Source organism: Pseudoalteromonas sp. NZS127_1, assembly GCF_015864295.1.
GTDB lineage: Bacteria > Pseudomonadota > Gammaproteobacteria > Enterobacterales > Alteromonadaceae > Pseudoalteromonas > Pseudoalteromonas arctica.
This window is the reverse complement of record NZ_JADYXO010000015.1, coordinates 13,227-37,948: the sequence shown is the minus strand read 5'-3', so window position 1 is coordinate 37,948 and position 24,722 is coordinate 13,227. Positions and strand designations below refer to the sequence as shown.

At 38.2% G+C, this 24,722-nt stretch carries 23 protein-coding genes; 7 read left to right on the top strand and 16 right to left on the bottom strand.

The window, feature by feature from the left end; genetic code table 11:
- Positions 1-41: 41 nt before the first annotated feature.
- The gene (locus I6F50_RS13770; protein WP_197176488.1) at positions 42-560 is read right to left on the bottom strand and encodes a hypothetical protein; all 519 of its coding nucleotides are present in this window, start codon (positions 558-560) and stop codon (positions 42-44) included.
- 225 nt (positions 561-785) lie between these two features.
- Here I6F50_RS13770 and I6F50_RS13765 point away from each other — a divergent pair, with 225 nt between their 5' ends.
- The gene (locus I6F50_RS13765) at positions 786-1,766 is read left to right on the top strand and encodes a tRNA-dihydrouridine synthase (RefSeq protein ID WP_007583877.1); all 981 of its coding nucleotides are present in this window, start codon (positions 786-788) and stop codon (positions 1,764-1,766) included.
- Positions 1,767-1,827: 61 nt separating this feature from the next.
- Positions 1,828-2,154: a TraR/DksA C4-type zinc finger protein gene (locus I6F50_RS13760; protein WP_024590816.1), complete on the top strand. Its 327-nt coding sequence runs from the start codon at positions 1,828-1,830 to the stop codon at positions 2,152-2,154.
- 16 nt (positions 2,155-2,170) lie between these two features.
- On the opposite strand, the gene I6F50_RS13755 is transcribed toward I6F50_RS13760, so the two are convergent.
- The 9 genes from I6F50_RS13755 to pyrC all read right to left on the bottom strand — a co-directional run bounded on the left by I6F50_RS13755 (position 2,171) and on the right by pyrC (position 11,042).
- Positions 2,171-3,214 carry a hypothetical protein gene (locus I6F50_RS13755; protein WP_165742005.1) on the bottom strand — a complete coding sequence of 348 codons (1,044 nt, stop codon included), beginning with the start codon at positions 3,212-3,214 and terminating at the stop codon, positions 2,171-2,173.
- Between the two features lie 61 nt (positions 3,215-3,275).
- Positions 3,276-4,535 (bottom strand): tetratricopeptide repeat protein, encoded by a 1,260-nt coding sequence (locus I6F50_RS13750; protein ID WP_165728221.1) that lies wholly within the window; start codon positions 4,533-4,535, stop codon positions 3,276-3,278.
- 11 nt (positions 4,536-4,546) lie between these two features.
- On the bottom strand, positions 4,547-5,164 hold the full coding sequence (locus tag I6F50_RS13745) for an energy transducer TonB (protein WP_165728220.1): 618 nt from the start codon (positions 5,162-5,164) through the stop codon (positions 4,547-4,549).
- Positions 5,164-5,568, bottom strand: a complete 405-nt coding sequence (locus I6F50_RS13740; protein ID WP_007583867.1) for a biopolymer transporter ExbD — start codon at positions 5,566-5,568, stop codon at positions 5,164-5,166. The genes I6F50_RS13745 and I6F50_RS13740 overlap by 1 nt, the downstream gene beginning before the upstream one ends.
- A gap of 14 nt (positions 5,569-5,582) precedes the next feature.
- On the bottom strand, positions 5,583-6,107 hold the full coding sequence (locus I6F50_RS13735) for a MotA/TolQ/ExbB proton channel family protein (RefSeq protein WP_002961709.1): 525 nt from the start codon (positions 6,105-6,107) through the stop codon (positions 5,583-5,585).
- The gene (locus tag I6F50_RS13730) at positions 6,107-7,471 is read right to left on the bottom strand and encodes a MotA/TolQ/ExbB proton channel family protein (RefSeq protein ID WP_007583865.1); all 1,365 of its coding nucleotides are present in this window, start codon (positions 7,469-7,471) and stop codon (positions 6,107-6,109) included. The genes I6F50_RS13735 and I6F50_RS13730 overlap by 1 nt, the downstream gene beginning before the upstream one ends.
- A gap of 6 nt (positions 7,472-7,477) precedes the next feature.
- Positions 7,478-8,248, bottom strand: coding sequence for a DUF3450 domain-containing protein (locus tag I6F50_RS13725; RefSeq protein WP_024590812.1), 771 nt, complete (start codon positions 8,246-8,248; stop codon positions 7,478-7,480).
- Positions 8,249-9,345: 1,097 nt separating this feature from the next.
- Positions 9,346-9,549, bottom strand: coding sequence for a cold-shock protein (locus I6F50_RS13720; protein ID WP_002961702.1), 204 nt, complete (start codon positions 9,547-9,549; stop codon positions 9,346-9,348).
- 440 nt (positions 9,550-9,989) lie between these two features.
- Positions 9,990-11,042 (bottom strand): dihydroorotase, encoded by a 1,053-nt coding sequence (gene pyrC, locus I6F50_RS13715; protein WP_165740288.1) that lies wholly within the window; start codon positions 11,040-11,042, stop codon positions 9,990-9,992.
- A gap of 290 nt (positions 11,043-11,332) precedes the next feature.
- On the opposite strand from pyrC, the gene I6F50_RS13710 reads away from it, so the two are divergent.
- The 3 genes from I6F50_RS13710 to I6F50_RS13700 all read left to right on the top strand — a co-directional run bounded on the left by I6F50_RS13710 (position 11,333) and on the right by I6F50_RS13700 (position 15,821).
- Complete coding sequence (locus tag I6F50_RS13710; protein ID WP_197118876.1) at positions 11,333-13,702, top strand: GGDEF domain-containing protein; 2,370 nt, start codon at positions 11,333-11,335, stop codon at positions 13,700-13,702.
- A 412-nt stretch (positions 13,703-14,114) separates the two neighbouring features.
- Positions 14,115-15,002, top strand: a complete 888-nt coding sequence (locus I6F50_RS13705) for a LysR family transcriptional regulator (protein ID WP_002961689.1) — start codon at positions 14,115-14,117, stop codon at positions 15,000-15,002.
- A 54-nt stretch (positions 15,003-15,056) separates the two neighbouring features.
- Positions 15,057-15,821 carry a YdcF family protein gene (locus tag I6F50_RS13700; protein WP_165740294.1) on the top strand — a complete coding sequence of 255 codons (765 nt, stop codon included), beginning with the start codon at positions 15,057-15,059 and terminating at the stop codon, positions 15,819-15,821.
- Between the two features lie 24 nt (positions 15,822-15,845).
- On the opposite strand, the gene I6F50_RS13695 is transcribed toward I6F50_RS13700, so the two are convergent.
- Positions 15,846-16,598 carry a Nif3-like dinuclear metal center hexameric protein gene (locus I6F50_RS13695; protein ID WP_010555099.1) on the bottom strand — a complete coding sequence of 251 codons (753 nt, stop codon included), beginning with the start codon at positions 16,596-16,598 and terminating at the stop codon, positions 15,846-15,848.
- Positions 16,599-16,748: 150 nt separating this feature from the next.
- Here I6F50_RS13695 and I6F50_RS13690 point away from each other — a divergent pair, with 150 nt between their 5' ends.
- Positions 16,749-17,090, top strand: a complete 342-nt coding sequence (locus tag I6F50_RS13690; RefSeq protein ID WP_002961684.1) for a hypothetical protein — start codon at positions 16,749-16,751, stop codon at positions 17,088-17,090.
- Between the two features lie 31 nt (positions 17,091-17,121).
- Here I6F50_RS13690 and I6F50_RS13685 read toward each other — a convergent pair whose 3' ends face one another.
- Positions 17,122-17,598, bottom strand: a complete 477-nt coding sequence (locus tag I6F50_RS13685) for an HPP family protein (protein ID WP_165728215.1) — start codon at positions 17,596-17,598, stop codon at positions 17,122-17,124.
- 104 nt (positions 17,599-17,702) lie between these two features.
- Between I6F50_RS13685 and I6F50_RS13680 the strand changes: the two genes are divergently transcribed.
- On the top strand, positions 17,703-18,275 hold the full coding sequence (locus tag I6F50_RS13680) for a TetR/AcrR family transcriptional regulator (RefSeq protein ID WP_165740295.1): 573 nt from the start codon (positions 17,703-17,705) through the stop codon (positions 18,273-18,275).
- A 40-nt stretch (positions 18,276-18,315) separates the two neighbouring features.
- Here I6F50_RS13680 and I6F50_RS13675 read toward each other — a convergent pair whose 3' ends face one another.
- The 4 genes from I6F50_RS13675 to I6F50_RS13660 form a co-directional block, all read right to left on the bottom strand.
- Positions 18,316-21,495: an amidohydrolase family protein gene (locus tag I6F50_RS13675; RefSeq protein ID WP_197176486.1), complete on the bottom strand. Its 3,180-nt coding sequence runs from the start codon at positions 21,493-21,495 to the stop codon at positions 18,316-18,318.
- 105 nt (positions 21,496-21,600) lie between these two features.
- The gene (locus tag I6F50_RS13670) at positions 21,601-22,425 is read right to left on the bottom strand and encodes a M90 family metallopeptidase (protein WP_002961680.1); all 825 of its coding nucleotides are present in this window, start codon (positions 22,423-22,425) and stop codon (positions 21,601-21,603) included.
- 176 nt (positions 22,426-22,601) lie between these two features.
- A complete protein-coding gene (locus I6F50_RS13665; protein WP_007583847.1) occupies positions 22,602-23,240 on the bottom strand; it encodes a CatA-like O-acetyltransferase in 639 nt (212 codons plus the stop codon).
- A gap of 185 nt (positions 23,241-23,425) precedes the next feature.
- Positions 23,426-24,466 (bottom strand): Glu/Leu/Phe/Val dehydrogenase, encoded by a 1,041-nt coding sequence (locus tag I6F50_RS13660; protein WP_024598321.1) that lies wholly within the window; start codon positions 24,464-24,466, stop codon positions 23,426-23,428.
- Positions 24,467-24,722 lie beyond the last annotated feature (256 nt).

Here is a 24,722-nt window from a genome sequence, read left to right as displayed (position 1 = left end):
GCCTTAAGGCCCTTTTAGCATAACTTATTTAGAATAAGATATTAACGACCGCCACATTTACCTTCGCCGCACTTACCTTCTTTTTTAGTTTTTTTAGAATCGCCGCCGCATTTACCTTCACCACATTTGCCTTCTGTTTTAGCTTTTGCATCTTTTGCATCGCCGCCACATTTACCTTCACCACACTTGCCTTCTGTTTTAGCTTTTGCATCTTTTGCGTCGCCGCCACACTTGCCTTCTGTTTTAGCTTTTGCATCTTTTGCATCGCCGCCACATTTACCTTCGCCGCACTTACCTTCTGTTTTAGCTTTTGCATCTTTTGCATCGCCGCCACATTTACCTTCGCCGCACTTACCTTCTGTTTTAGCTTTTGCATCTTTAGCATCGCCGCCACATTTACCTTCACCACACTTACCTTCTTTAGCGTCTAGTTGGTAACCTGTCACTAATTGTTGAAACTCAAATGGGTTGGCTTGTACATCTGCAGATACAAAGCTTGCAGAGCCAACAACTACTGCACCTAAAGTTAACGCGATTGTATTTTTTTTAACTGTATTCATTTTGTGACTCTCTTTAATCAAGTATTGTAAATCTCAGCAATAAAAATGTATTTTAAATTGCTTGTATGCTTAAGTAGACCTGTACAAGAATAAAAACTTTCATTTATTTTCATAATATTTACTTTTGCGGTTTCTACATTAAATATGGTTGGTAATTACAGATTTATCAATGTGTGATTTACAGGTAAACTATGCGTCCAGTTTTTTATCAAAATTAATCACTTTATGAAACTTGTTTTAGCACCTATGGAAGGTGTCGTTGATTTTAAAATGCGCCAATTACTCACAGACATTGGTGGGTTCGATTTGTGCGTTACCGAGTTTGTAAGAGTGGTTGAAACATGCTTACCTGATAAAGTTTTTCATCGATTTTGCCCTGAACTACATAATAATGGATTTACGCGAGCAGGTACTCCTGTGCGTGTTCAATTACTCGGCCAAGAAGCAAATCCGTTAGCCGAAAATGCAGTAAGAGCAATTGCTTTAGGATCTCATGGGGTCGACCTTAACTTTGGTTGCCCAGCAAAAACCGTTAATCGTAGTCGAGGGGGTGCTGTACTGCTTAAAGATCCTGACCACATGTATACGATTATTAAAGCAGTCCGAGATGCTGTAGATGATAAACATGAAGTAAGTGCAAAAATTCGCTTAGGCTTTGATGATGACAGTAACAGCCAAGAAATTGTTGATGCTGTGGTAAGTGCAGGCGCAAATAGTGTAGCTATACACGCCAGAACCAAACGTGATGGTTATAACCCGCCAGCTTATTGGGAAAAAATTCCACCAATAATAAAAGATAAAAATATTGCCGTTGTTGCCAATGGTGAAATTTGGCAAGTTGAGGACGCAATGCTTTGCCAAAAACGAAGTGGATGTACTGATTTGATGCTTGGTCGTGGCGCCCTTTCGCACCCTGATTTAGCAAAAAAAATTAAAGCTCATGTAAATAATGAACAATATGATGGCCTTCAATGGGAGCATATTATTTATCACTTAATCCACTCTGCTATTCATCAAGACCCTGCAAAAGATGAAAAGTATTTTGCTTCTCGTACAAAGCAATGGCTAGGTTACCTTAAACGCCAATACCCGCAAGCGATCGATTTATTTGATGAAATCAGGCGTTTAAAAAGTAAAGAAGATGTGGCAAGCGTATTAAATAAATACGCCAAAGCACCGCAACTTGATTCAAATCATAACGGCTAACCTAAAGCCTCTAGATAATATCAGTATAACGTGAAGCCAATTTAATAAGGTTGTACTGATAATGCATCATCAAAAAAGACTAAACGATGAAATAGCACAAATTAAATTAAATATATTAACTATGCTTTCTAAATCAGCCTACCCTACACATCAGCATTTAATACAAATTTTAGATAATACAGCAAACAATGAATGGTTAGACTGTGCAGCAGAGAAGCTAGGTCCTGAGTATGCGTTTTTGATCAGTCGCATGACTAAATTAGAAGCGGCGGTCAGCCAAATAGAAATTGGGCAATATGGCTACTGCTGCGACTGTGAAGAAAAAATACCAGCCAAATCACTTGAACTAGACCCCGCAACTCAACGGTGTACAAAGTGCGCACAATAAGCGCACTTTCAAATCATTATATAATTTGTTGTATAAAGCTAAATGATTGCCCTGGGTAGAGTATTATATCTTCAACTAAATATTGAGCCTCTTCTTGGGTGATTTCTAAGCGTTTCATAAGATTTACCTTTGCCTGTGGCAAAGTCCACGCATGGTAATGAATGCCAATATCTGATTCCATCATTGCAAGCATCAATGTTTTATCTTTATCAGACATGTTCATATTACTCGCCATTGCAGGTAAGTCGTGATAATCAGCCTGCCAATCAAGCCCTTCAATTAATTTTTCATTCGATAGATACTGCACTAAAAACGATTTTTTATGAGAAATAGACAATTTACTATCGATTGCAACACGATCTAATACTTTTATATTTTCATTTAAAAGAGTAACCCACTCTAGCGGTGAATGTACTTCGCCACTAAAGTAATTGAGTTTGCTCTGATACCACTGTGACCCATTTGGCAGGCCTCTCAGACCAACACTACCTCTAGGCTTGTAACTAGCTAAATAATCGCTAAAAGCTCTTATATGACTCTTAAGCGCTGGTTGAACGTCATTACTACCTATCGCACTCAATACATAGCTTTGTAGTAGTGTGAGCTCAATTTTATTCAGCTTTAAATTGCTTTGTTTAGCACTGTCTAGCGTATCTTGGGTTAACTTAAGCCAAGTAATAATATTATCCGGCGTACTTTTTGACCCCTCAAAAGCAAGCATGTTTTTTAATACGTTTACTTGAGCCGGCCAATTAAAATAGCGCTCAGGAAAGCGCTCTGCAATAACCAAGTAGTTTACTTGTGCAATTTGATTGAGATTAAGCTCCATACCCATTAGGTTCTGATAAATAGAATGACGTTTAACTAAATACGCATCAGAAAAGACCAATTGCTCTTTAGTAATCCTATCGATTTTTTTAGCGTCTGGTTGTACAAGTGCCATGTTTAAAGTTTTTAAAGCAACTTGTGCGTCTTCAAATGACTCATAAGGTTGAGGCTGCTTTGAACATGCAGCTAAAAATAAGCACAGTAGTAATGAAAAAGAGAGCTTTTTATACATAGTAGTTCCAATAAAAAAAGCCCCAGAGGGGCTTTTTATAAGTTGCTTTAGCTAATTAAAATTAAATTTTAACACCGTTGCGAGCGGCTTTATCTTTAATATATGTAGACCAACCCTTTGCAAACTTACGTGTGCGAGGGTCATCCATAGCTTTAGTAATTGCAGCATATGCTTGCTTATACTTACCTTGATAGTAATACGCTTCAGCTAAATCTGAATAAATAGTACCTTTTTTGTCAGAGCCAAGCTCTAATGCTTTGTTCAAACGAACAACAGCAGCACTGAATTTTTCAGATTGTAAAAGTAATGAACCAGCTTTACGGTAAAGTTCAGCGTCGTCATCAAATTTAGCAGCTTCTTCGTAGTACTTAGCAGCTTTTTCTAGATCTTTAGAGCGATGATAGTTACTAGCAATCGCGCTAACATTCTGCTTTGTACGTTTTACTTTTTCACTCTTAACGGCCTTTTCTAGCGTTACAGCTGCTCTAAAAGGGATCTCGTTTAGAGAGTAAAAGTTAGATAAGACTTTATACTCAACTTCATTTTCAAAGTAACCGTTCTTGTAAGCAACTTCCATCGTTGCTAAACCTTTTTGATAGTCTTCGGTTTGTAGGTAATATTTACCTAAGCTAACCCAAGCTTTTTTATCATCAGGCCATACACGAACAATCTCTTCGCCAATCTTAACCATGTTTGCATAGTCTTTAAGTTCAAAGTATGCACCCAGTTTTAATTGGTAAGGACCTTTATTAGGTTCTTTTTGAAGTTTAATTGCCTTATCTGCTGGTTCAAAAACATCACGAAATTGCTCTAACTGATAGTTAGCTTGAGCGATACGTGTATAAACCGTAGGATCTTCTTGGCCAGTGAAGTCCATCCAAGCTACATAAGCTTTTTTGGCTTCTTGATACTTTTCAGTACCGGCGTATAAATCGCCTAACAGTTTTAGAGTCTGTTCTTGATCAGCAAAGTTTAAAACATCAGGGGCAACTGCTTGCTTAGAGTACTTAATCGCTTCGTCATACTTTTCTTTTTGAGCGTACATGCTACCTAAGTAACGATTTACGGTCGCTTTATCAAAGTCATTCGAAGGTTCAATCTCTCTAAGCAAAACAATTGCTTCATCAACTTTTTCTTCGTTGTACAAGTCAAATGCTTTAATTACCTTTTTACCAGTACGCTCGCCCATGATTTTAGTTTTTGCTTTTTTACGCTCTTCAATCTTTGCGTAATCTGGCGCTGCTAAAACAGATGCACTTAAAGTAGCACCCGACACAGACATAAGAATCGCAAGAGCAGTTACTTTAGAAAAATTTCTCATTACTCGCCTCCTTAGTTGCCTTGGTTAAGTTTAAAGTCTAATTGAACTTGTAAACCTGGTTGTTTCTGTGGTTTTCCGTCAATGATCTTAGGACGGTACTTCCACTTACGCAGTGCGCGTTTAGCTTCACGGTCAAAGATACGTTTTGGATCTGCGTCAATTACTTCAACGTCAATCACTCCACCTAACTCATCAATTGTGAATGAAAGTTGTACCCAACCTTCTTTGCCATCACGTGCTGCTTGCGTTGGATATTTTGGTTCTATACGAACGATAGGTGTCGCATCACCATCTCGTCCAAATGCACCAGGACCACTTAGTCCACCAGCTGAACTACCAACATCAATGCTACCCATGTTAAATGACATAGCACCAGGGTTTGGATTATTATTTTCCGGCTGTGGCGGCTGCGGTTTAGGCGGCTGCTTTGGCGGTGGTGGAGGAGGAGGCGGTACACGCTTCCTCTCCTGCACCTTAGATTCAGGCGGATTCGTCATTATTTCGACTATGATCTGCTCTTTTTGTTCCGTATTACGGTCAGCCCCACCAGAGATGAGGAAGGCCATGAAGTAGAACAAGCCGAAAGTAACTGCCCCACCTGCAATCAGTGAAAACAGAAAACGAATCATTACTGATCTCCAGCTATTGAAATTCTAAGGTTGTCACCCGTCGCTTTAATCTGGTCCATAACTTTAACCACTGTGCCGTGTTTAGCTTCTTTATCAGCTTGTATAATCACAACTTCAGTAGGTTGTTCTGCTAATAAACTTTCAATTTTTGCTGAAATACGTTCAACATCAATTTGTTGTTTATCAACCCAGATTTCGCCGTTACTACGAATAGCAATAAAAATGTTAGCATTTTTTTGCTTAGTAGCTTGGGCAGCTTTTGGTTTATTGACCTCGATACCAGCCTCTTTAACGAACGATGTAGTTACGATAAAGAAAATAAGCATGATAAATACGATGTCAAGCATTGGCGTCATATCAACCGCTGCTTCTTCTTCTTCACGAAAACGTTGTTTACGTGCCATATTTAATTCTCTCTCTAGTGATGAGGCATACTATCAATAAGTTTGGCTTTCACCATTTTAGCTTTTGTCTCAAGACGTGAGCTAAAAAATACTCCAGATAGTGCCGCAACCATTCCAGCCATTGTTGGGATTGTTGCCATTGAAATACCTGATGCCATTAAGCGTGCATTACCCGTACCCTGGTTGGCCATGGTTTCAAAAACCGAGATCATACCAGTAACAGTACCAAGTAAGCCTATTAAAGGACAAACAGCTACTAATGTCTTAATCAACAACATACGCTGATCTAATTTTTCAGACGCTTCAGAAATCCATGCTTCACGGATTCTGTGTGCGTACCAAGACGTAGTGTCTTGGCGGGCATCCCACTTTGCTACAATTTCTTTCGCTGTGCGAGGAAACTCTGCAAGTAGAAACCAATAGCGCTCAATCATTAAAACCCACATCAGAAAGAGTGCTATCGCGACCACGTATAAAACCTGGCCGCCTGTGCCAACAAAATCCCTGATAGATTCCCATATCTCCATCAGGACTAGCATTAGGCTTTCTCCTTCTCCGCGTGAGTAGCAACGATACCCGCGCTTTGCTCATCAAGGATGTGTAATACCGACTTACTACGACCAGCTACAAGAGCATGAAGTAGAATTAGTGGTAATGCAGCAATTAGACCTAGCGCTGTAGTTACAAGTGCTAGAGAGATGTTACCTGCCATGATCTTCGGATCACCCGTACCGAACAATGTGATTGTTTGGAACGTTAAGATCATACCGATTACTGTACCTAGTAGACCTAGTAACGGTGCGATTGCAGCAAGAATCTTAATTATGTTGATACCAGCTTCGATGCGTGGCGTTTCACGTAGAATCGCTTCATCAAGTTTAAGCTCAAGGTTTTCAACATCTTGGTTCTTGTTGTCATGGTACACTTTAAGAATACGACCCAGTGGGTTATTTGTATTCGGTGTAGCAACATTTTTAAGCTGGCTCTTAATCTTACTAGTAGTAAGTGTAAGGTCAACAAAGCGAATTAGAGTAATTAGCATACCTAAAGCTAGTAAAGCTGTAATGATATAACCAACTACGCCACCTTGATGGAAGTATTCCATAAGTGTCGCTTTTTGAGTGTTGATACGTAAGATAGCACCACGAGTCGGATCGATATAAACACCAGCGTAGTTATCTGGTGATGTATTTTCAAGATCAGTGATACCGTCTAAAATATAGCTATCAGGCTGTTTACCTAGAGGCTGAATAGACTTAGTTTCTGGTGAATAAATTAAGTAACCATCGTCTGTAACTAAGTTAAAGTTACCGATACGCGTTACTTTCTTCATTGACGGGTTACCGTCAAGACCAGCAACTTCAGTTTCAAAAGTTGAAACTTTAGCTGATTCAGTCATTTCTGTTTGAAGTGAAATCCAAAGTTCTTCAAGTTCGCGAACTGTAGGAAGTTCTTTAGCAGCAGCTAATGAACGTAAGATTTCAGCACGGCCAGGTTTCTCAGCACTAACTAGTGATGCTTCGATAGAACCGATAGCGTCTTGAGCTGCACGACGTACAACACCAAACATCTCACCCAAAGTACCTTGAGCACTTTGAAGAGCGGCTTCTTTTTCAGCTAACGTGTTTTCATTTTGTGCATATTGCTTAGTTAAGCTTTCACCACGAGACTTCTCAGAAGCAAGTTGGCTTTTAGCTTTATTAAGTAAAGATTGCTTGTCAGCACGATCTGATAAGAACTCTTGTTCACGTTTCTTATCGATTTTACCTTCAGAGATACGCTCTTGCTTTACTTGCTCAAGTATTTTATCTAGAGCTCCAGTATTTGCATGTGCATTTAACGCGGTACCTGCAGAAACAGTTAGTACTGCGGCAACAGCAAAACCTTTAAATAGTTTCTTCATTATTGATTACTCCGCGCCAAAGATAGGTAGTTTAACAAGTTCTAATGTCGCTTGCTTACGCGCCATACGAATAACTTCTTTAACAGGTTTTAGGTATTCTTCACCTAATTCTTTCCACTGTTTAGTGTTGTTATCCCACACCCAAGCATGTTTCAAGTCAAAAGACTGAGCAACGTAAGTAATACGACCTAACTGACCGATATCAACGTTAATACTTTTGCCATCAACTTCTAGTGTACCTTGTGAAGCAGATACAAGTGAGCTGTATGCTGTTTCAATAGTGTAAGCTTCAAGTACTTGACGGAATTTTTCAGACGTCGTTACAGACGCAGAAACCATGATTTCACGTAGTCTTTCAACACGTCCTAAACGCGTCTCTAGATTAAATGGAACGTCCGCTTTGATGAATTGCTCAAGCGTATCGATCATGCGATACATCAAAGGCACAACGTTTTGTTTCGTGTTATCAATCGTAGCGATTTGACGATCAAACGATTCAATAGACGCGTTTTGGCTATCAACCAAGCGCGACACGTGATCGTTATACACTTTCATAAGTTCAGTCTCATCAACAACGCTACGGTACTCAGCGATTAGCTCCTGAGTTTGACCATATACATTGTCAATTTTAGTTTGAGACTTAACCGCAGCCTTTTGAATTTGTTGACCTGCTTTTTGCACGTCATTCAAAGGATCTGCAATCACATTGCTGCTTGCAAATGCAAATGCGCCAACCAACGCAGTTGCTACAAGACTCTTTCTGATTTTAACAGACATAGTTCCCAACCAATTAAGTAATGTTACTTTTATAATTTAATTATCCTCCGAAGAGAACAACCCTGATATCTTTTAATAGATATCAACCTTCCAATAATGCTAAATGCAATTAGCGCTGTCAACTTGATGTTTACTAATCTCTGCAAATAAATAGCTAAGTTAATGCTTAAACAAAAGTACTAGCACACAACTGTTAACATTATTGCAACTAAGCTTTTGCTTAATATTTCGATTAAAGCCTTTTGAGGGGTGTATTTATTCGCATTGTACTGACATAAAACAACATTATTGCAACATTTAGCCAAAGCTGAATTCGCACTGAAAAAAAACAAAAAAAAATATAGATAGATATAACAAAAGTTATTTTTTAAACGATTTCAGCACATTTTATCTCCCCAATAACACTTCATCTGAAAAAACAAACCATTTGTCGCACAAAAAAACAACACTGGATAATCTCTAATACCGCCCACCTTGCTTTATGCACGCAATACCTAAAGCCATTTATAAAACGTGTTTCCCATAAATAGTAATAATAAGTTTCTTTTAGCAAGGCCTGAAATAGCCAAATAGCTTTCGATAATTAGACGAGTTACATTTACCGCTTTAGAGTGCTCATTAATACTATTTAACAGTTAAATTTATTTAGTAACAAAGTTAATCACAAAAAGTTGCTCAACTTTAATAATAATGGACTATAAATGATGCCTAACGCTTCCATAATAAGCTATCAGAGGCCTATAGAGGTTCCCTTGCCCATTTATAGTTAAAGTACAAAACTTCAACCTGATTGCACTAGCAAGACTTACACTAAAATTTACACAGATTGTTATTTGGCATCATTTTTATGTATATAAGTATCGGATCAGTTGGATAAATTGTAAGGGATGTTTTAAATGCGATAGAAAGTGGTTCGATTGTATAAGTTATTCAGATAATTGAATTTTGGGTTTGTATTAAAATAGAAGATTTAAGAATATATGAAATTTGTGTTCAAGGATTTAAAAAGAAGGATTTTATTAATTATGTACATAGAGAGGAATTATGGTGAAACAGAGACCTGCTTCACCAAGATGAACTAGAGTTCACATAATAAATTATGCTGCTTCTACGTTCTCAGCTTCAGGGCCTTTTTGACCTTGTTTGATGCTGAATGTCACTGCTTGACCTTCGCTAAGAGTGCGAAAACCAGAACCAGTGATTGCGCTGAAATGTACAAACACGTCAGGACCATTTTCTTGTTCAATGAAACCAAAGCCTTTAGCTTCGTTGAAAAACTTTACTTTACCAGTAACCGACATACTAAATTTTCCTGTAAGTCAATAATTAAAATTCAGCCATATTATTATGGCAATATCCTCCCTGAGTCAATGCTCAAAAATATGGAGGTACAGTACAGGAACAAGTAATAACCTAACCGGTAACCTTAAACGCAGCACAATATCCGTAAATTCAATACATAAAAACTCAAAGCAAGGTAAGATTAACACATTATATTTTTTTTCGCTCTATTAATTGGGAATTATTTATTAAAAATATAAATTTGTTTTAAATCGCCTTTAACTGACTAATTTCCAAGCAAAAACTATAAAGTATTATTGTAATATATATTGCTATAAACGCGTATAAAAGCCCTCTACAACAGCAATACTGTCAAACAACGCTTCAATAACATCAAAAATACAAACAAAAAAGCCGCTTTAAAAATTAAGCGGCTTTTGGTTTAAATATAAAATATTAACTATTTAACAGACCAATCAATAGTATCTTCTGCTTTTATAGGCACAACTTCAGAGTCGCCTAGGGTATAACTTGCAGGTACGTCCCATGGTTTTCTTTGTAATGTTATTGTATCGGCATTACGCGGCAACTCATAAAAGTCAGGACCAAAGTGGCTTGCAAATCCTTCAAGCATGTCCAAAGCTCCTGCGTCTTCGAATGCTTCAGCGTATAACTCAATAGCGGCATGAGCCGTATATGCACCAGCACAACCACAAGCAGCTTCTTTTTTATCTTTATAATGTGGTGCAGAATCAGTTCCTAAGAAAAACTTTTTATTTCCACTTATAGCTGCGGCCATTAATGCTTGCTGGTGAATGTTACGTTTGAGGATTGGCAAACAGTAATAATGTGGGCGAATTCCACCCGCTAACATATGATTACGATTATAAAGTAAATGATGAGCTGTAATTGTTGCTGCTACATTGCTAGGTGCATTAACTACAAACTCTACTGCATCTTTAGTTGTTATATGCTCTAGTACAATTTTAAGTTCAGGAAAGTCACTTACCACATCCCCTAAAATCGTCTCTAAAAATACTTTTTCACGGTCAAAAATATCGATTGATGAATCAGTAACTTCTCCGTGTACTAACAGCAACATACCTACTTCTTGCATTGCTTTTAAAACCGGGTAAATATTTTTGACTGATGTAACACCCGAATCAGAATTGGTTGTAGCGCCAGCAGGATACAATTTTGCAGCTACTATTTTACCCGTTGCTTTTGCTTTCTTTATTTCATCTGGTGTCGTTTTATCAGTAAGGTAAAGTACCATTAAAGGCTCAAAGGCACCTTGTGGGCCTGCTGCCATAATACGTTCTCGATAAGAAAGAGCGGTATCAGTACATGTTGCCGGCGGAACAAGGTTTGGCATAATAATAGCGCGACCCATGTATCTGCTAATGTCTCGTACAGTATCCTTTAGCTGGTCGCCATCACGTAAATGTACATGCCAGTCATCTGGGCGAGTGATAGTAAGGGTTGTTACAGAGTTTGTATTATTGCTTGTCATTACTTTGTTCCAAGGCTGAATTTATCCGATCATAGGCATATGATGTTTTCGAGTAAAGATTTTATTAAAAATAATGCATATGTTGATGACATTACCGAGTTGTGTAATTAAAGCTTAATACTCCAATTCAATTGGGATTAGCCATTGTTATTACTTACAATTAATTAAAGTCATTCGTCATAATAATTTACAGCCAATTAAAACCACTCATCGCTTTATTTTGTACAAAATCTAAGATTAGGTTAACTTAGCTACGTATTTAAAAATAAAAAGAATAATATAAATTGCCTATGTCTTACAAAAATAATGCCTCAAGAGCACTTGAGATAAAAACTGATCAACTGAGTATTATTAATCAATTTTCATCAAGCTTATTGCAACTAGACACACTAGACGAGCTATTTGAGTATGTTACAACGCACGTTGTTAACCGTTTAGGATTTGTTGATTGCGTTATTTACCTTGCCGATAACAATGCTTATACATTAAATCAAGTTGCATCGATGGGTATTGCTCACGCCCGAGACAAATATCAAGCCGAACGTAAAGTAATACGTTTTAGTGAAGGAATTACTGGAGCTGTTGCAACTACTGGTAAAGCCGTAGTTATCGATGATGTAACAAAAGATAGCCGTTATATCGCAGATGAGCGCCCTGCCCAATCAGAACTATGCGTCCCTCTTATATATAAAGAACAAGTTTTAGGTGTTATTGATTGTGAGCACCCTATTAAAGGCTACTTTACAAACGCACACCTTGAAATTCTTACAACAGTTGCCCACTTACTCAGTGCTAAAATTAACCAGGTAAATACGGTAAATAACTTACAAAAAACAGTTGAGCAACTTAACAACGCACAAAAATTAGAAAATAGCTTATTACAAATAGCTAACCTAACCTACAAAGCTAACGACTTAGATACCTTCTTTGAAGCCTTGCATTCAATTATCAATAACTTACTTCGTGCTGATAACTTTTTTATCGCTTTATATGACAAAAAAGTAGATATACTTGACCTTGTTTATATAGTCGAAGAAGGCATAAACACTAAAACACATCAAAAAATATCTAAAGAACAGCTAAAAGACACTGCTTCATATTACCTACTGCAAACAGAGCAAACCTTATTACTCAATAAAGATGCCTTTCAAAGTCATATTGATAACGGTGATTTTAAAATGATAGGTCGACAATCAGAGTCTTGGTTGGGTGTTCCATTTAAAACAAGTGATCGTATAAGCGGTGTTATTGTTGTACAAAGCTACGATAAAACACTGCAATACAACGAACACGACAGCGCTCTTCTAACTTACGTAAGTCGTCAAATAAGTATGGCAATTGATAGACAACTAGCCCGACAAGAGCTCGAGCATAAAGCATTGCATGACGAGCTTACCGGCCTTGCTAACCGCTCATTACTCATTGAGAGAATAAAGCATGCTATTTTACGTTTAACGCGCGCTAAAAAAAGTACTAGCCATGCCCTGCTGTATCTAGATTTTGACCGTTTTAAAAGTATTAATGATTCGCTGGGGCATGAGGTCGGAGACCATTTTCTTATAAAAATATGCGACTTAATTAAAAGTACAGTACGAAGCACCGATACATTTGCTCGTTTAGGCGGTGATGAATTTGCTATTTTCATGGAAAATATCACACATAAAAACCAAGTTAATGAAGCTTTAAACAGAATTAAAAGCGCATTAGCAAAACCTCTAAATGTAGATAGCCACTTACTTCAAGCCTCTACTAGTATTGGTATTGCCTATACCGACAACATAAACGATCAAGCTTATATATTACTGCAACAAGCTGATGCTGCTATGTATGAAGCAAAATCCACCGGGCGTGGACAAGTTAAGTTTTTTAATAACACGATGCGTAAAAAACTTAAAACCCATGCCGATATCGAAAACGACTTGCAACACGGTATAGAACACAACGAATTTGAACTCTATTTTCAGCCAATTTTTACAATTACCACAAGTGAAGTTGTCGGATTTGAAGCACTTGTGCGCTGGCATCATCCTAAAAAAGGATTTGTACCACCTAATGACTTTATACCGATAGCTGAAACTACAGGGCAAATTATAAATCTTGATTTACATTTACTTGATTTAGCCGCTCAGCAGATTTCTAATTGGCACCAGCAAGGTCATCGCTTTTTGAAAGTAACGGTTAATGTATCGTCACGACATTTTGCAAGCCTCGATTTTGTAGCGCAAATACATTCTATTTATAATAAATACCAATTACCTCTGGGTTCTTTATGTTTAGAAATTACCGAATCAGGCTTAATAGAAAATCTAGAACTCGCCACTCAAATAATAGAAGGTCTTTCACCTTTAAAAGTAAAATTGTGCCTTGACGATTTTGGAACGGGTTATTCAGCACTGGGCTACTTGCACCAACTGCCTATTCATATTTTAAAAATAGATAAAAGCTTTATTGACCACCTACAAGATTCCACCAACCCACTTGTTGAAGCCATTTTATCACTTGCGCAATCATTAAAACTTGAGGTTGTTGCTGAAGGGATAGAAACACTTGAACAATTAGCCATTTTACAATCCACCGCGTGCGACTATGGCCAAGGTTTTTTAAAGTCAAAACCGGTCACAGCCAAAGAAGCCATATTACTTATTAATAAGCCCTTATAAAAGAGCCAGCGAGTTGGTCGCTGGCTTAGGTATTACGTATATACTCATCCATTGACCTAAACTAAAGCTAAAAAGCAAAATGACTTTAGTTTTTAAACCACAACCTAAAGTAACCATTCCCCACCCCACACAGTTATTTATATAGTCAAAATTCACACTGAGGTGAAGCACACCGCAATCGATATACTTAAAATACAACATGAAGCAAACTCATCTAAAACTCATCAAACCAGTTTTTGAATGACTTTTATCGTTACTAATTCTAATATTTTCGCGATTCATAGCAACAAACTGCAATAAACCACAATAAATCGCAAACTTTTAGCCATCTAGACGTTGAAACGTTTTTTGTATAGGCGTAGTATGTGGTTAATCTGAGCTGAACTCACTTTTCCCATGAGAATTTTTAAAGATGATTGGTATTAAACATTTAAAAACCATAGCAACCCTAAAAGAAACAGGATCTTTGGTTAATACGGCACGAGAGTTATTTTTGACACAGTCTGCTTTATCTCATCAAATCAAAGATTTAGAGAATAAATTAGATTGCCAATTATTTGAGCGTAAAACTCAACCAGTCCGCTTTACCCCTCAGGGAATGCTATTACTTGAATTAGCTCACGAAATATTACCAAAAATGGAAGCGACTAAATGCCGTTTGAAAGAAAGCTTAAATCAGCCTATTTCTCAACTGCGTTTAAGTGTGGAATGCCATGCATGTTTTCATTGGTTATTGCCTACTATTAAAGAATTTAATAACTTTTGGCCTGATATAAAAATTGATTACGAGCGCGGCTTTAGTTACGACGCTATTCCTGACTTACTAAGCGATGAGCTCGATTTAGTTTTAACATCTGACATACGTGAACCCGACACATTAGAATACGCGCACTTATTTGATTTTAAATTGAAGCTTATTGTGGCACCGGATCATGAACTTGCTAAAAAAGCGTATGTAACAGCGCTTGATTTAAAAAACGAAACTATTATTTCATACCCTATCCCGCGTGAACGCCAAGATATATTTAAGCATTTCATTCAAAATGCACGTTTTGACGGTACGTTAAAAACGGTTGATCAAGGATTACTTATTTTTCAACTAGTAAGTGCCGGCATGGGCGTTGCCGCTTTACCTGATTGGCTAGTTACACCTTATGAAAGCCAAGGCTTAATTAAATCAATTCCTTTGGGCGCTCTTGGCCTTACTCGTCCTATGTATTTAGCGATGAAAAAAGACATGAAAGATAACCCTGTTTATCGTCACTTTTTAAATACGTGTAAGCTAAATAACGGTCGATAATCATCAATATAATGAGTAATATCGCTGTAATTAACTCTACAGCGTTTAACTCTTATGTTTGTTATTAAAAAAATGATTGGTGGCTTACTTATGCCACTGCCTCTATTTGGTTTATTTGCGTGCCTGATGCTCCTACTCGCATTTAAAGGCCGCAAATCAGCTCTCTTCTTATCTACTTTAAGCTTAATTGTATTACTTGCATTGAGCACACCCTTTATCGCCAATTTAATTATCCAAAATAATGAACCTGCGTCGCTTGCATTTAATACCCTAAAGCATCCAAAAATAGACAAAATAGTTGTACTAGGTTGCGATATAAACCCAAATCCTGCACTCAGTGCTAATAATCAATTAGGCAATTGTGCGCTAACGCGCTTAGTAGAAGGTGTAAAGCTAGCAAAGCACTACCCTAATGCAGAGCTTATAGTGTCAGGCGGGGGTTATCAAAATACCACTAATAGCGGGCTTATGTATCAAACGGCAATTAGTTTAGGTGTTAATAAGAGTCGTATATTCCAAAACCCAAAAGCGATGGATACCGCAGCAGAAGCTAAATTATTAGCACCTAAATTAGTTGATTTTAAAGTCGCGCTAGTAACATCTGTGCTGCACATGCCTCGCGCCAAAGACTTATTTAATGCTCAAGGTATTGAAGTAATAACCGCAGCCACTGATTACCATAACTTTGCTGTATTACCGTGGCATAAACAATTTATACCTAATGCTCAGGCTTTAATGGTAGTAACGCAGTATGCTCATGAAGTAATTGGAAATGCATGGATCACAGTGCGCCGCTGGGCAAACCCAGAAGCGCTTTAGTTTTTCACTAAGAAACAGATACTACTAAACAGGGTTATCTATATCTATAAACGTGACGTCAAAGCCATGTTCTTGAGCAAGCAACTCACCCAAAGCTTTTACGCCATAGCGCTCTGTTGCATGGTGCCCAGCTGCAAAAAAATCAATATTTTGCTCACGAGAGCTATGAATAGTTTGCTCCGATGCCTCACCTGTTAGGTAGGCATCAATGCCTTGCTCTGCAGCTAAATCAATATACCCTTGCCCACCACCGGTGCACAGTGCAATGGTTTCAATTTTTGTTGAACGTACTAAACTTGTGAGTGGGGTTCGATTTAGCACTTTTGCAATTTTATCTGCAAAATCTTCACCACTTAATGGTGTTTTTAAACGCCCTTTCATTGCTACGCTATTTGAAGTTGGCTCTAGCCCTGTTTCAATTTCAATATCCAATAACTTTGCTAGTTGCGCGTTATTGCCAACTGCTGGATGAATATCGAGTGGTAAGTGATAGCCAAATAAATTAATATCGTGTGCTAATAACGCACCTATACGACGCTTTTTCATTCCCGTTATTGGTTGGGATTCCCCTTTCCAAAAAAATCCATGGTGAACTAAAATAGCATCTGCTTGTTGCTCAATGGCAGCATCTATTAATGCTTGACTTGCGGTTACACCCGTCACAATTTTTTTAATTTCGTTTTTACCTTCAACTTGTAAGCCATTTGGGCAAAAATCTTTAATTAATTGAGGTTTTAAAATGTCATTTAGGAGTTGGTTAAATTCTCTACGTTGCATATAACTTACCTTACTTAGCACTGAATTTTGTGCAAATTTTGGCGTTTATAGCTCTAAAATGGAAGGAAAATCGCAAAAAATTGAAAAACTGTTTTAAAATAGGTATAAATACCTCTTCTTTATCTGTGTTCACAACGTATAGGGTCTCTGATGAGCAAACTAGACAAAACAGAAGTGTTATCTGCCTTTGAAGCAGCGTACGAAACTGCCAATGGTAAAAAACCTGAAATCACAACTAAACCTGGTTGGTACAGCATTGATGGCGGTAAAAATTTACGCCTAGCTGACGTAGCAGAGCTTACTAAAAAGTTAAACTCTGGTAAAACAACTAAAACGAAAAAACCAAAAGCAGCTGCGCCTGTTAAAGCACAGAAAAAAGCGCCATTCACTGTTGTTACCGAAAACGAAGAAGGTTACACAGCGGAAGAACTTTGGATTGTAATTTTAGCTCGTAAAGATCATGACTGTCGCTTACCGCGCGGTGTTGTTTAATCAACATTTATGATTTTTAAAAGAAACCGCGTTAAGCGGTTTTTTTATGTGCGTTATTTACCGAAGAAGACAGTAACCACTTTGCAGCAAAGCCACAAATAACAATGAACATCGTCCCGACTAATACTGGCATAATTAAAAAGTCCCAACTTTGTCCAGATACAATAATCAGAATAGGGTTAGCACCCGCCGCAGGATGCACTGTTTTAGTGAGCATCATGAGTGTAATTGCAACACCAACGGCTAATGCAATAGATACACTACCGTCACCAACATAAGTTACAAAAACGATCCCCACAAATGCTGTTAAAAGATGACCAAAAATCACATTTTTTGGTTGTGCTAATGGGCTATTTGGTATACCAAATACAAGTACTGCCGTTGCGCCAAAAGGTGCCATTAACCACAGTCCATAGCCTCCTATATTATTCAGCCAAGATAAAAAACCCAATACTAGCGCTGAAAAAAAGCCAGCAACACAGGCTAATTTAATATCTTCAATATTCATGCTAAATCCTTAAATAAAAGTAGACAGACCTGTCTACTTTTCGATAATAGACAAGTCTGTCTACTTGTGTCAAGATATCTTTCAGCTAATATTTAAGGGGTTTTATGAATAAACGAGAGCAAATTATTACAACAGCACTTAATCTCTTTTATAGCAAAGGCTTACATGCTGTGGGTATTAATGAAATTCTAGCCGTTTCAGGTATCGCTAAGAAAACGCTTTATAATCACTTCGCCAGCAAAGATGATCTAATACTTGCTTGCTTAGCCACGCGTGATAAAAATTTTAATAATTGGCTAGAACAAATCTGTGAAAAACAAAATGCCCTTGACGTTGCTAATGGATTATTTAAAGGGTTAACGAACTGGTTTAATAATGCAGTGCCGGAATTGGGCGATTTTAATGGGTGCTTCTTTATAAACGCAGCAGCAGAATATCCACTCGCAGCGCATACTATTGCAATACAGTGTAAAGCACACAAACAAGCTGTACTTAAAATTATATTAAATGCTTTACTTGCCACTCCTCAGCTAAAAAATAATAAAGCTAAAGCCGAAAATATCGCACAAACATTATTTATCCTAAAAGAAGGGCTTATATGCCAAGCACGTGTTATGCATACTCAAACACTTGTTATGCCAAGCACTGCGTTGCTAAAACACATAATACAAAGCTAAAAAAGCGGCTATGTAGCCGCTTTCAAAAGATCAAAATAAATTATAACTTTTCGAAGTAAAGTGGTTCGCGCTCTTTTTTACCTACTTCATTCATTGTTTCGGCATTGAATAATCGACCATTGATCATGGTGTAATCTACTTTATCCGAATCTCGAATATTTTTAAGCGGATCGCCATCTATAACCATTAAATCAGCAAGCTTGCCAACTTCAAGTGATCCTACGTTTTTATCAAGCCCTAAATACTTAGCCGGATCGAGTGTTGATGCACGTATAGCTTCAAGTGATGTCATTCCGCCTTGTGCAAACATCCACATCTCCCAGTGTGCACCTAAGCCTTCACGCTGACCGTGAGCACCTAAGTTAACTAATACACCTAGGTCTTGCAGCTCAGCAGCAACGCGTGCGTTATTAAAGTGATTATAGTGATGATCGGGCGCTTTAATGCGGCGCATAGAGCGTGGTAATAATTGATTTTTTGGCACAAATTTACTTAAACGCGGGTGATTCCACACATCAGTTTTATCGTACCAGTAATTTTCACCCCAAATGCCACCATAAGCCACTACAAGCGTAGGTGTGTAACCTACATCACTTTGCGACCATAACTGCTTTATATCGTCGTATATGTGCTCTACAGGGATTGAATGCTCAATACCTGTGTGTCCATCTACAATCATACTTAAGTTATGTTGTAATAATGAGCCGCCTTCTGGTACTACCATCATTTCAAGCATCCGGCCTGCTTCAATAACTTGTTGGCGCTGCTCTCGGCGTGGCTGGTTATACGACTTAACACTAAATGCACCTACTTTTTTAAGGCGCTCTAAATGAAATTTAGCATCGTCTAACGAGTCAATATGCGACGTATAACCTGGCATATTTGCGCCATATAAAATAGTACCCGTTGAGAAAATACGCGGGCCAACAATCATGCCTGCCTTTTGCATTTCGCTTGCGGTAAATATTTCGGAGGTATCGTTTGATGGATCGTGAATTGTAGTTACACCCAGCGCTAAACCTGCAAAGTTTTTCCAGTTTTGCTCAGGTATAATTTCATCACTTGCTTGCGAGCCATGTGCATGAGCATCAACAATACCAGGCATAATAGTTTTACCTGTTACATCAATAACCTCAGCACCTTTAGGAATACTTATATCGCTGGCTGTACCAATTGCTTTAATATGCTTGCCATCAGTGATAATTACACCATTTTCAATTACCTTTTCGCCGTCCATAGTTATAATTTTTGCACCAGTGAGCGCAATCATACCTTTAGGCTCTGCCATTTTTTTACTGAAACCGATATTATCGCCACTTTTCACTTTAAAGTCGGCATCTTCGGCTTTGTTAATAGCAAACATCCCCTCAAGGCTTGCATGATAAAGCTCAGGCCCTAATGTCCAATAAAGCGTGTTGCTCTTAGCGCTCCAACTAATGTTTTCACCAGCACGTACCGATAACTGCTCTATTGGAAATTGACTATCTTTAGGCCCAATATTAATTGTTTTACCACTTTGAACAAACGGCGTTACAAATACTTTAAATCGCTCAGCAAAAGCGAGATATTGCCCATCTGGTGATACTCTAAATTCTGTCGCATGTTCTGACTCGTACAGTTTACGAACTTTTTTACTTTCAAGCTCAACTACACTTAGCGTTGGTTTTGGCCAAGGACTCATTATAAAAACGCGATCGTTTGCATCTCCAAATTGTGGTTGATAACCACTTTTTGAAATAAGCTCACTTTTACCGCCTTTTGCGCTTACGCTATATATACCAGGGTTAAGTGACCATTTAGGGTTTAAAATACTGCCCCCCGTGGCTTTTCGATAAACAACCGTTTTCCCATCTGGACTAAACGCAGGCTCTACATATTTCCCGGGCTCTTTAGTAATTGTATCGCCACGACCACTGCGCGCAGAAACCACTCTTACAGACCCTTGTTTGTTATCATCCCATGTGGTGTAAACTATTTTTTTACCATCGCGAGAGTACTGTGGAAATAATTCGTAATGATCAGTTTGCTTTGTTAAACGCTTAATTTTACCTGACTCTAAATCACGTTTATAAATATGCCCAAGCGCTTCAAAAATTGCAGTTTCGCCATCTGGGCTTACTTGCACATTACGCAGCATTTTTACATCAAACTCATCAGTATCTAAGTTTTGTGTAAAGCGCACCGCTTTTTGAATTTTTTTAGTAGTTTGCACTTTAAAAGGAATGGTTTTAACGGATTTGTCTGCAACATCTAGCTTGTGAATTGTACCACCAGCCCAAAATACTAACTCTTCGTTATCGGGGGTCCATGCAATGGTTGGGTATACACCATGAATAGCCCATGTTTCTTGCATATCTCGCTCAAGCTTATCGTAAAGCTTAGTGTGCTCACCGCTAGTTAAGTCATATAAATACAAGCTAGTTTGAAAGTCATCACGCTTTATATAAGCAAGCTTTTTACCATCTGGTGATGGTGTAGGCCTAATAGCACCGCCCATCGTATCGATTACAGTTTCAATTTCACCCGTTTCACGGTCGTAGCGCTTAATTTTATAAATGCCCGCTACAGAATCCTTTGAGTAATGAAAGGTTTTACCGGGTGTTGCATCATGCGAAAAGTATACATAACGACCATTAGGTGAAAACATTGGCTCACCTAAATCTTTTTGATCGTTCTCGCGTTTTGTAAGCTGTACGCCCTTGCCACCCGCTTTATGGTACAACCACACTTCACCTGCTCCCAATGAACGGCTAGCTGTAAAGTGTTTACGCGCAACTAAGTAGTCGCCATCAGGACTCCATGCAGGACTATTTAGTAATCTAAAGGTTTCATCGGTAACAGCGTGTTGATTTTCACCATTTAAGTCCATTATCCAAATGTTATCGCCACCACCTTGATCGGAGGTAAACGCAATACTTTTGCCGTTAGGACTAAAGCGTGGTTGCATTTGCCATGCAATATCAGAGGTGAGCTTTGTGGCTGTACCACCACTCATTGGCATAGTATAAATATCGCCAAGTAAGTCAAACACCACGGTTTTACCATCAGGGCTAATATCTATATTCATCCATGTGCCCTGCTCAACGCTAATTGCAGCGTCAACAAATTGCCCCTTAGGTGAATCTACTTGCCATTTTTGTTCGTCTTTTTCAGCGGCATTTACCTGCCCTATCGCTAATGACACCGACAGCGCCAATACTGTATGAAGCATTTTTTTCATGCGTTTCTCGCTTGTTATTGTTGCAGTAAAAACTATTTCACATGATTGCAACAAAAACAAACGCAACTTGCCAGCGTTATATGATAAAGCGCGGTTTATGTAGGTTTAATGCCAAACAATAGGGTCAAATTGATAGTAATTAACTAGCATACTGTAAATTTCAGGATCGTATCGGCGAAGCTCTGCGGGTTTTTCGAGGAAGGTTTCGGTGAGTACAGCAAAAAACTCAGCTTCGTTAGTCGCACCATAGCTGTGAATAACATGCGGCATGCTATAGGCAACATGGCTTTTTAACTGGGTGAAAGCACGGCTAAATACTCGGCCCCACTCTTTGTAATCTGCTGAGCTTTTTAAAATGGGTGTGCCCGTTGTTTTACCTGTTTCTTGATCGAGTTGATGCGCAAACTCATGAAATACCAGATTATGTCCATCACTTGGTAAACGATTACCCTCAAGTACATCATGCCAGCTTAAAACGAGTGTGCCGCCAGGCCATGACTCGCCTAGTCTTACCGTATTATGGTAACTCACAAGTCCTGCACTATCGCGAGTGGATTGCGGAGCATAATAAGCACTTGGGTATAATAAAATTTCTTTTACATTTCTATATAACGGCCACGGTTTATTGAGTACTAATACACACGCATCGGCGGCAACAATTAACTTCATTGCAGACGTTAGCCTTAAGCCATCACAACCGACAAAGCGTTTTTCGTTTAAAAACCACGTAATATGTCGCTCTAATTTTTCTCTGTCGGCGTCGGTCATTTTTTTATAGATGGGCATGCAACGCAGTAAAATATCTTTTTGCTGCGAATTTAAAGCAAAGTCTTTATATTTACTGCGCCATAATCGGTTTTGAATTGATGGCCAACGCCAGAAAATCACCACAAAAAGAATTAAAACAACAATTAACAGTCCATTTATCATGGGGATTTCCTGAGCTAAGGTATGGTATATAAATATGTCCAGCACACGTGCTTTTCAAGCATACAAGGTTATGTATTTGAATATAAAGTAATTCACATCGCATTGCTTATAGATTACTTATAAATTACTTATAAATTGTTTACTGCTTTGCACTGCCGTTACTGATGTGTTTAAAGTTAATTTTTGCAAAAGGTATCAAATGTACCCTGCAATGTGTTTATAAATTTCGCTACGTGCAAACCATCCATTAATGAATGGTGTACATCGATAGCTAAAGGCATTGTACCTGTGTGTTTATCAAACTGACCAAATACAAATTTAGGAATGCCTAAACTCTGCCCTTCACTAAATGCATGCGAAAACGCACTAAAATTCAGCCACGGCAAAACAGATATATGAATTAAATCTGCCTGCCCTTCTGTTTGAGCAAATGCATCAGAAAATAACGGCTGTAATTTCGCTTTTTTGCTTACGTCACTTGCATGATTTGTAAACTCTTTAAAATCGCTTGCGCTATTAAAATAACTAAAAACAAACGTATCGTTTTCAGACAACTCAACCACACTTGCGCGAACACTGTTAAGTAACCATGGTAGATTATCTATTATACGTAGCATTATTGAATCGTACTCATGGCACGCTTTTAAGGTGCAATATACATACGCTTGAAAAAAAGAAAATTGATTGGTTTTGCAATAGTCGTAAAGTGCTTGAGCATCTAAACGCACACACACATTAAAATAAGGCTGAGAAAAGTGTTTAAATAATTCAAAGTGTTGCTTTCTAGGCCAATTATCTAAATCGATAGGCTGCATGAGAGAAGTTGAGGGAGTCATAATTTGCCGCACAAAATTAAAAATAAAGTGTACCGCTGTTCAGTAACAATTGCATCAGGGTCTGTTGATCTTTCAAGGTTAAATCCGCAAAGATCAACACCCCTTAACTTACAGATAAACAAAAGGTGTGCAATTGCACACCCTTATATAAATTAGAACTTAGATCACAGACCGTTTTTAATGATCTCTTGCGCTAATTCGTCAGCAATTAAATGCGTTGATTTTTGCTCTTTTTCGCTACGGGCAAAGATTTCAGTTAACGTATTAAAAATACCTTCAACATGTTTATTAGATGCTGCTGCACTGTAACCTTCTGGCGCTGTTTCGTAATAAACATTAATAATACCACCAGCGTTAATTACGTAATCTGGTGCATATAAAATGCCTTTTTCACGAATAACTTCACCGTGGCGAGACTCTGCTAACTGATTATTAGCACAGCCTGCAATAATAGTCGCTTTTAAACGCGGTATCGTTAAATCGTTAATAGTTGCGCCTAATGCACAAGGTGCATAAACATCAACATCTAAGTCGTAAATTTCATCAATGCCAACCGCAGTCGCGCCAAAATCATTAACTACGCGATCAATTGCAACTTGGTTAATATCAGTTACAAACAACTCAGCGCCCGCATCGGCTAAATGCTTACATAAACCATAAGCAACAGCACCTAAACCTTGAACAGCCACTTTCACACCTGCAAAATCTTGATGACCACGTTGATGCTGTAGCGCTGCTTTAATTCCTAAAAACGTACCATATGCTGTAAATGGCGATGGGTTACCACTTTTACCTTCAAGACCCAGTACATAATTAGTTTCTTTATTCATAATAGCTACATCAGCACATGTGATGTTTACATCTTCTGCTGAGTAATAGCTGCCATTTAATCGCTCTAACTGGCGACCAAATGCACGGAATAATTGCTCAGATTTAATTTCTTTCGCGTTACCTATAATTACAGATTTACCACCACCAAATGGTAAGCGCGCAACTGCATTTTTATAAGTCATGCCCTTTGATAAACGTAGCACGTCGTAAACAGCATCTTCGTCGTTCGCATAATCCCACATTCTACATCCACCAACTGCAGGACCTAGGTTAGTATTATGTACAGCAATAATTGCTTTTAAACCCGACTCTTCATCAGAACAAAAAACCACTTGTTCATGGTTATCAAATTCAACTCGATTAAACACAGCCACTTAAAATACTCCGAAATAGTTAACCCGTGAGAGGGTATGCGCGCTGGAAATTGCCGAGACTTTATCACTTCATATTCGAGTTCGCTATACTCGCAGAAGATAAAACCAATGAAAACATCAAGCTTAAATTAAATAACCGGATTAAAACTATTGTATAGATAAAAAATTCACAAAATCGTCATTTGTAAGTTTTAAAAACTATAAATAGAACAATCACACCAACTTACGTTTACGTGAACGTAATACAGCTGTTGCA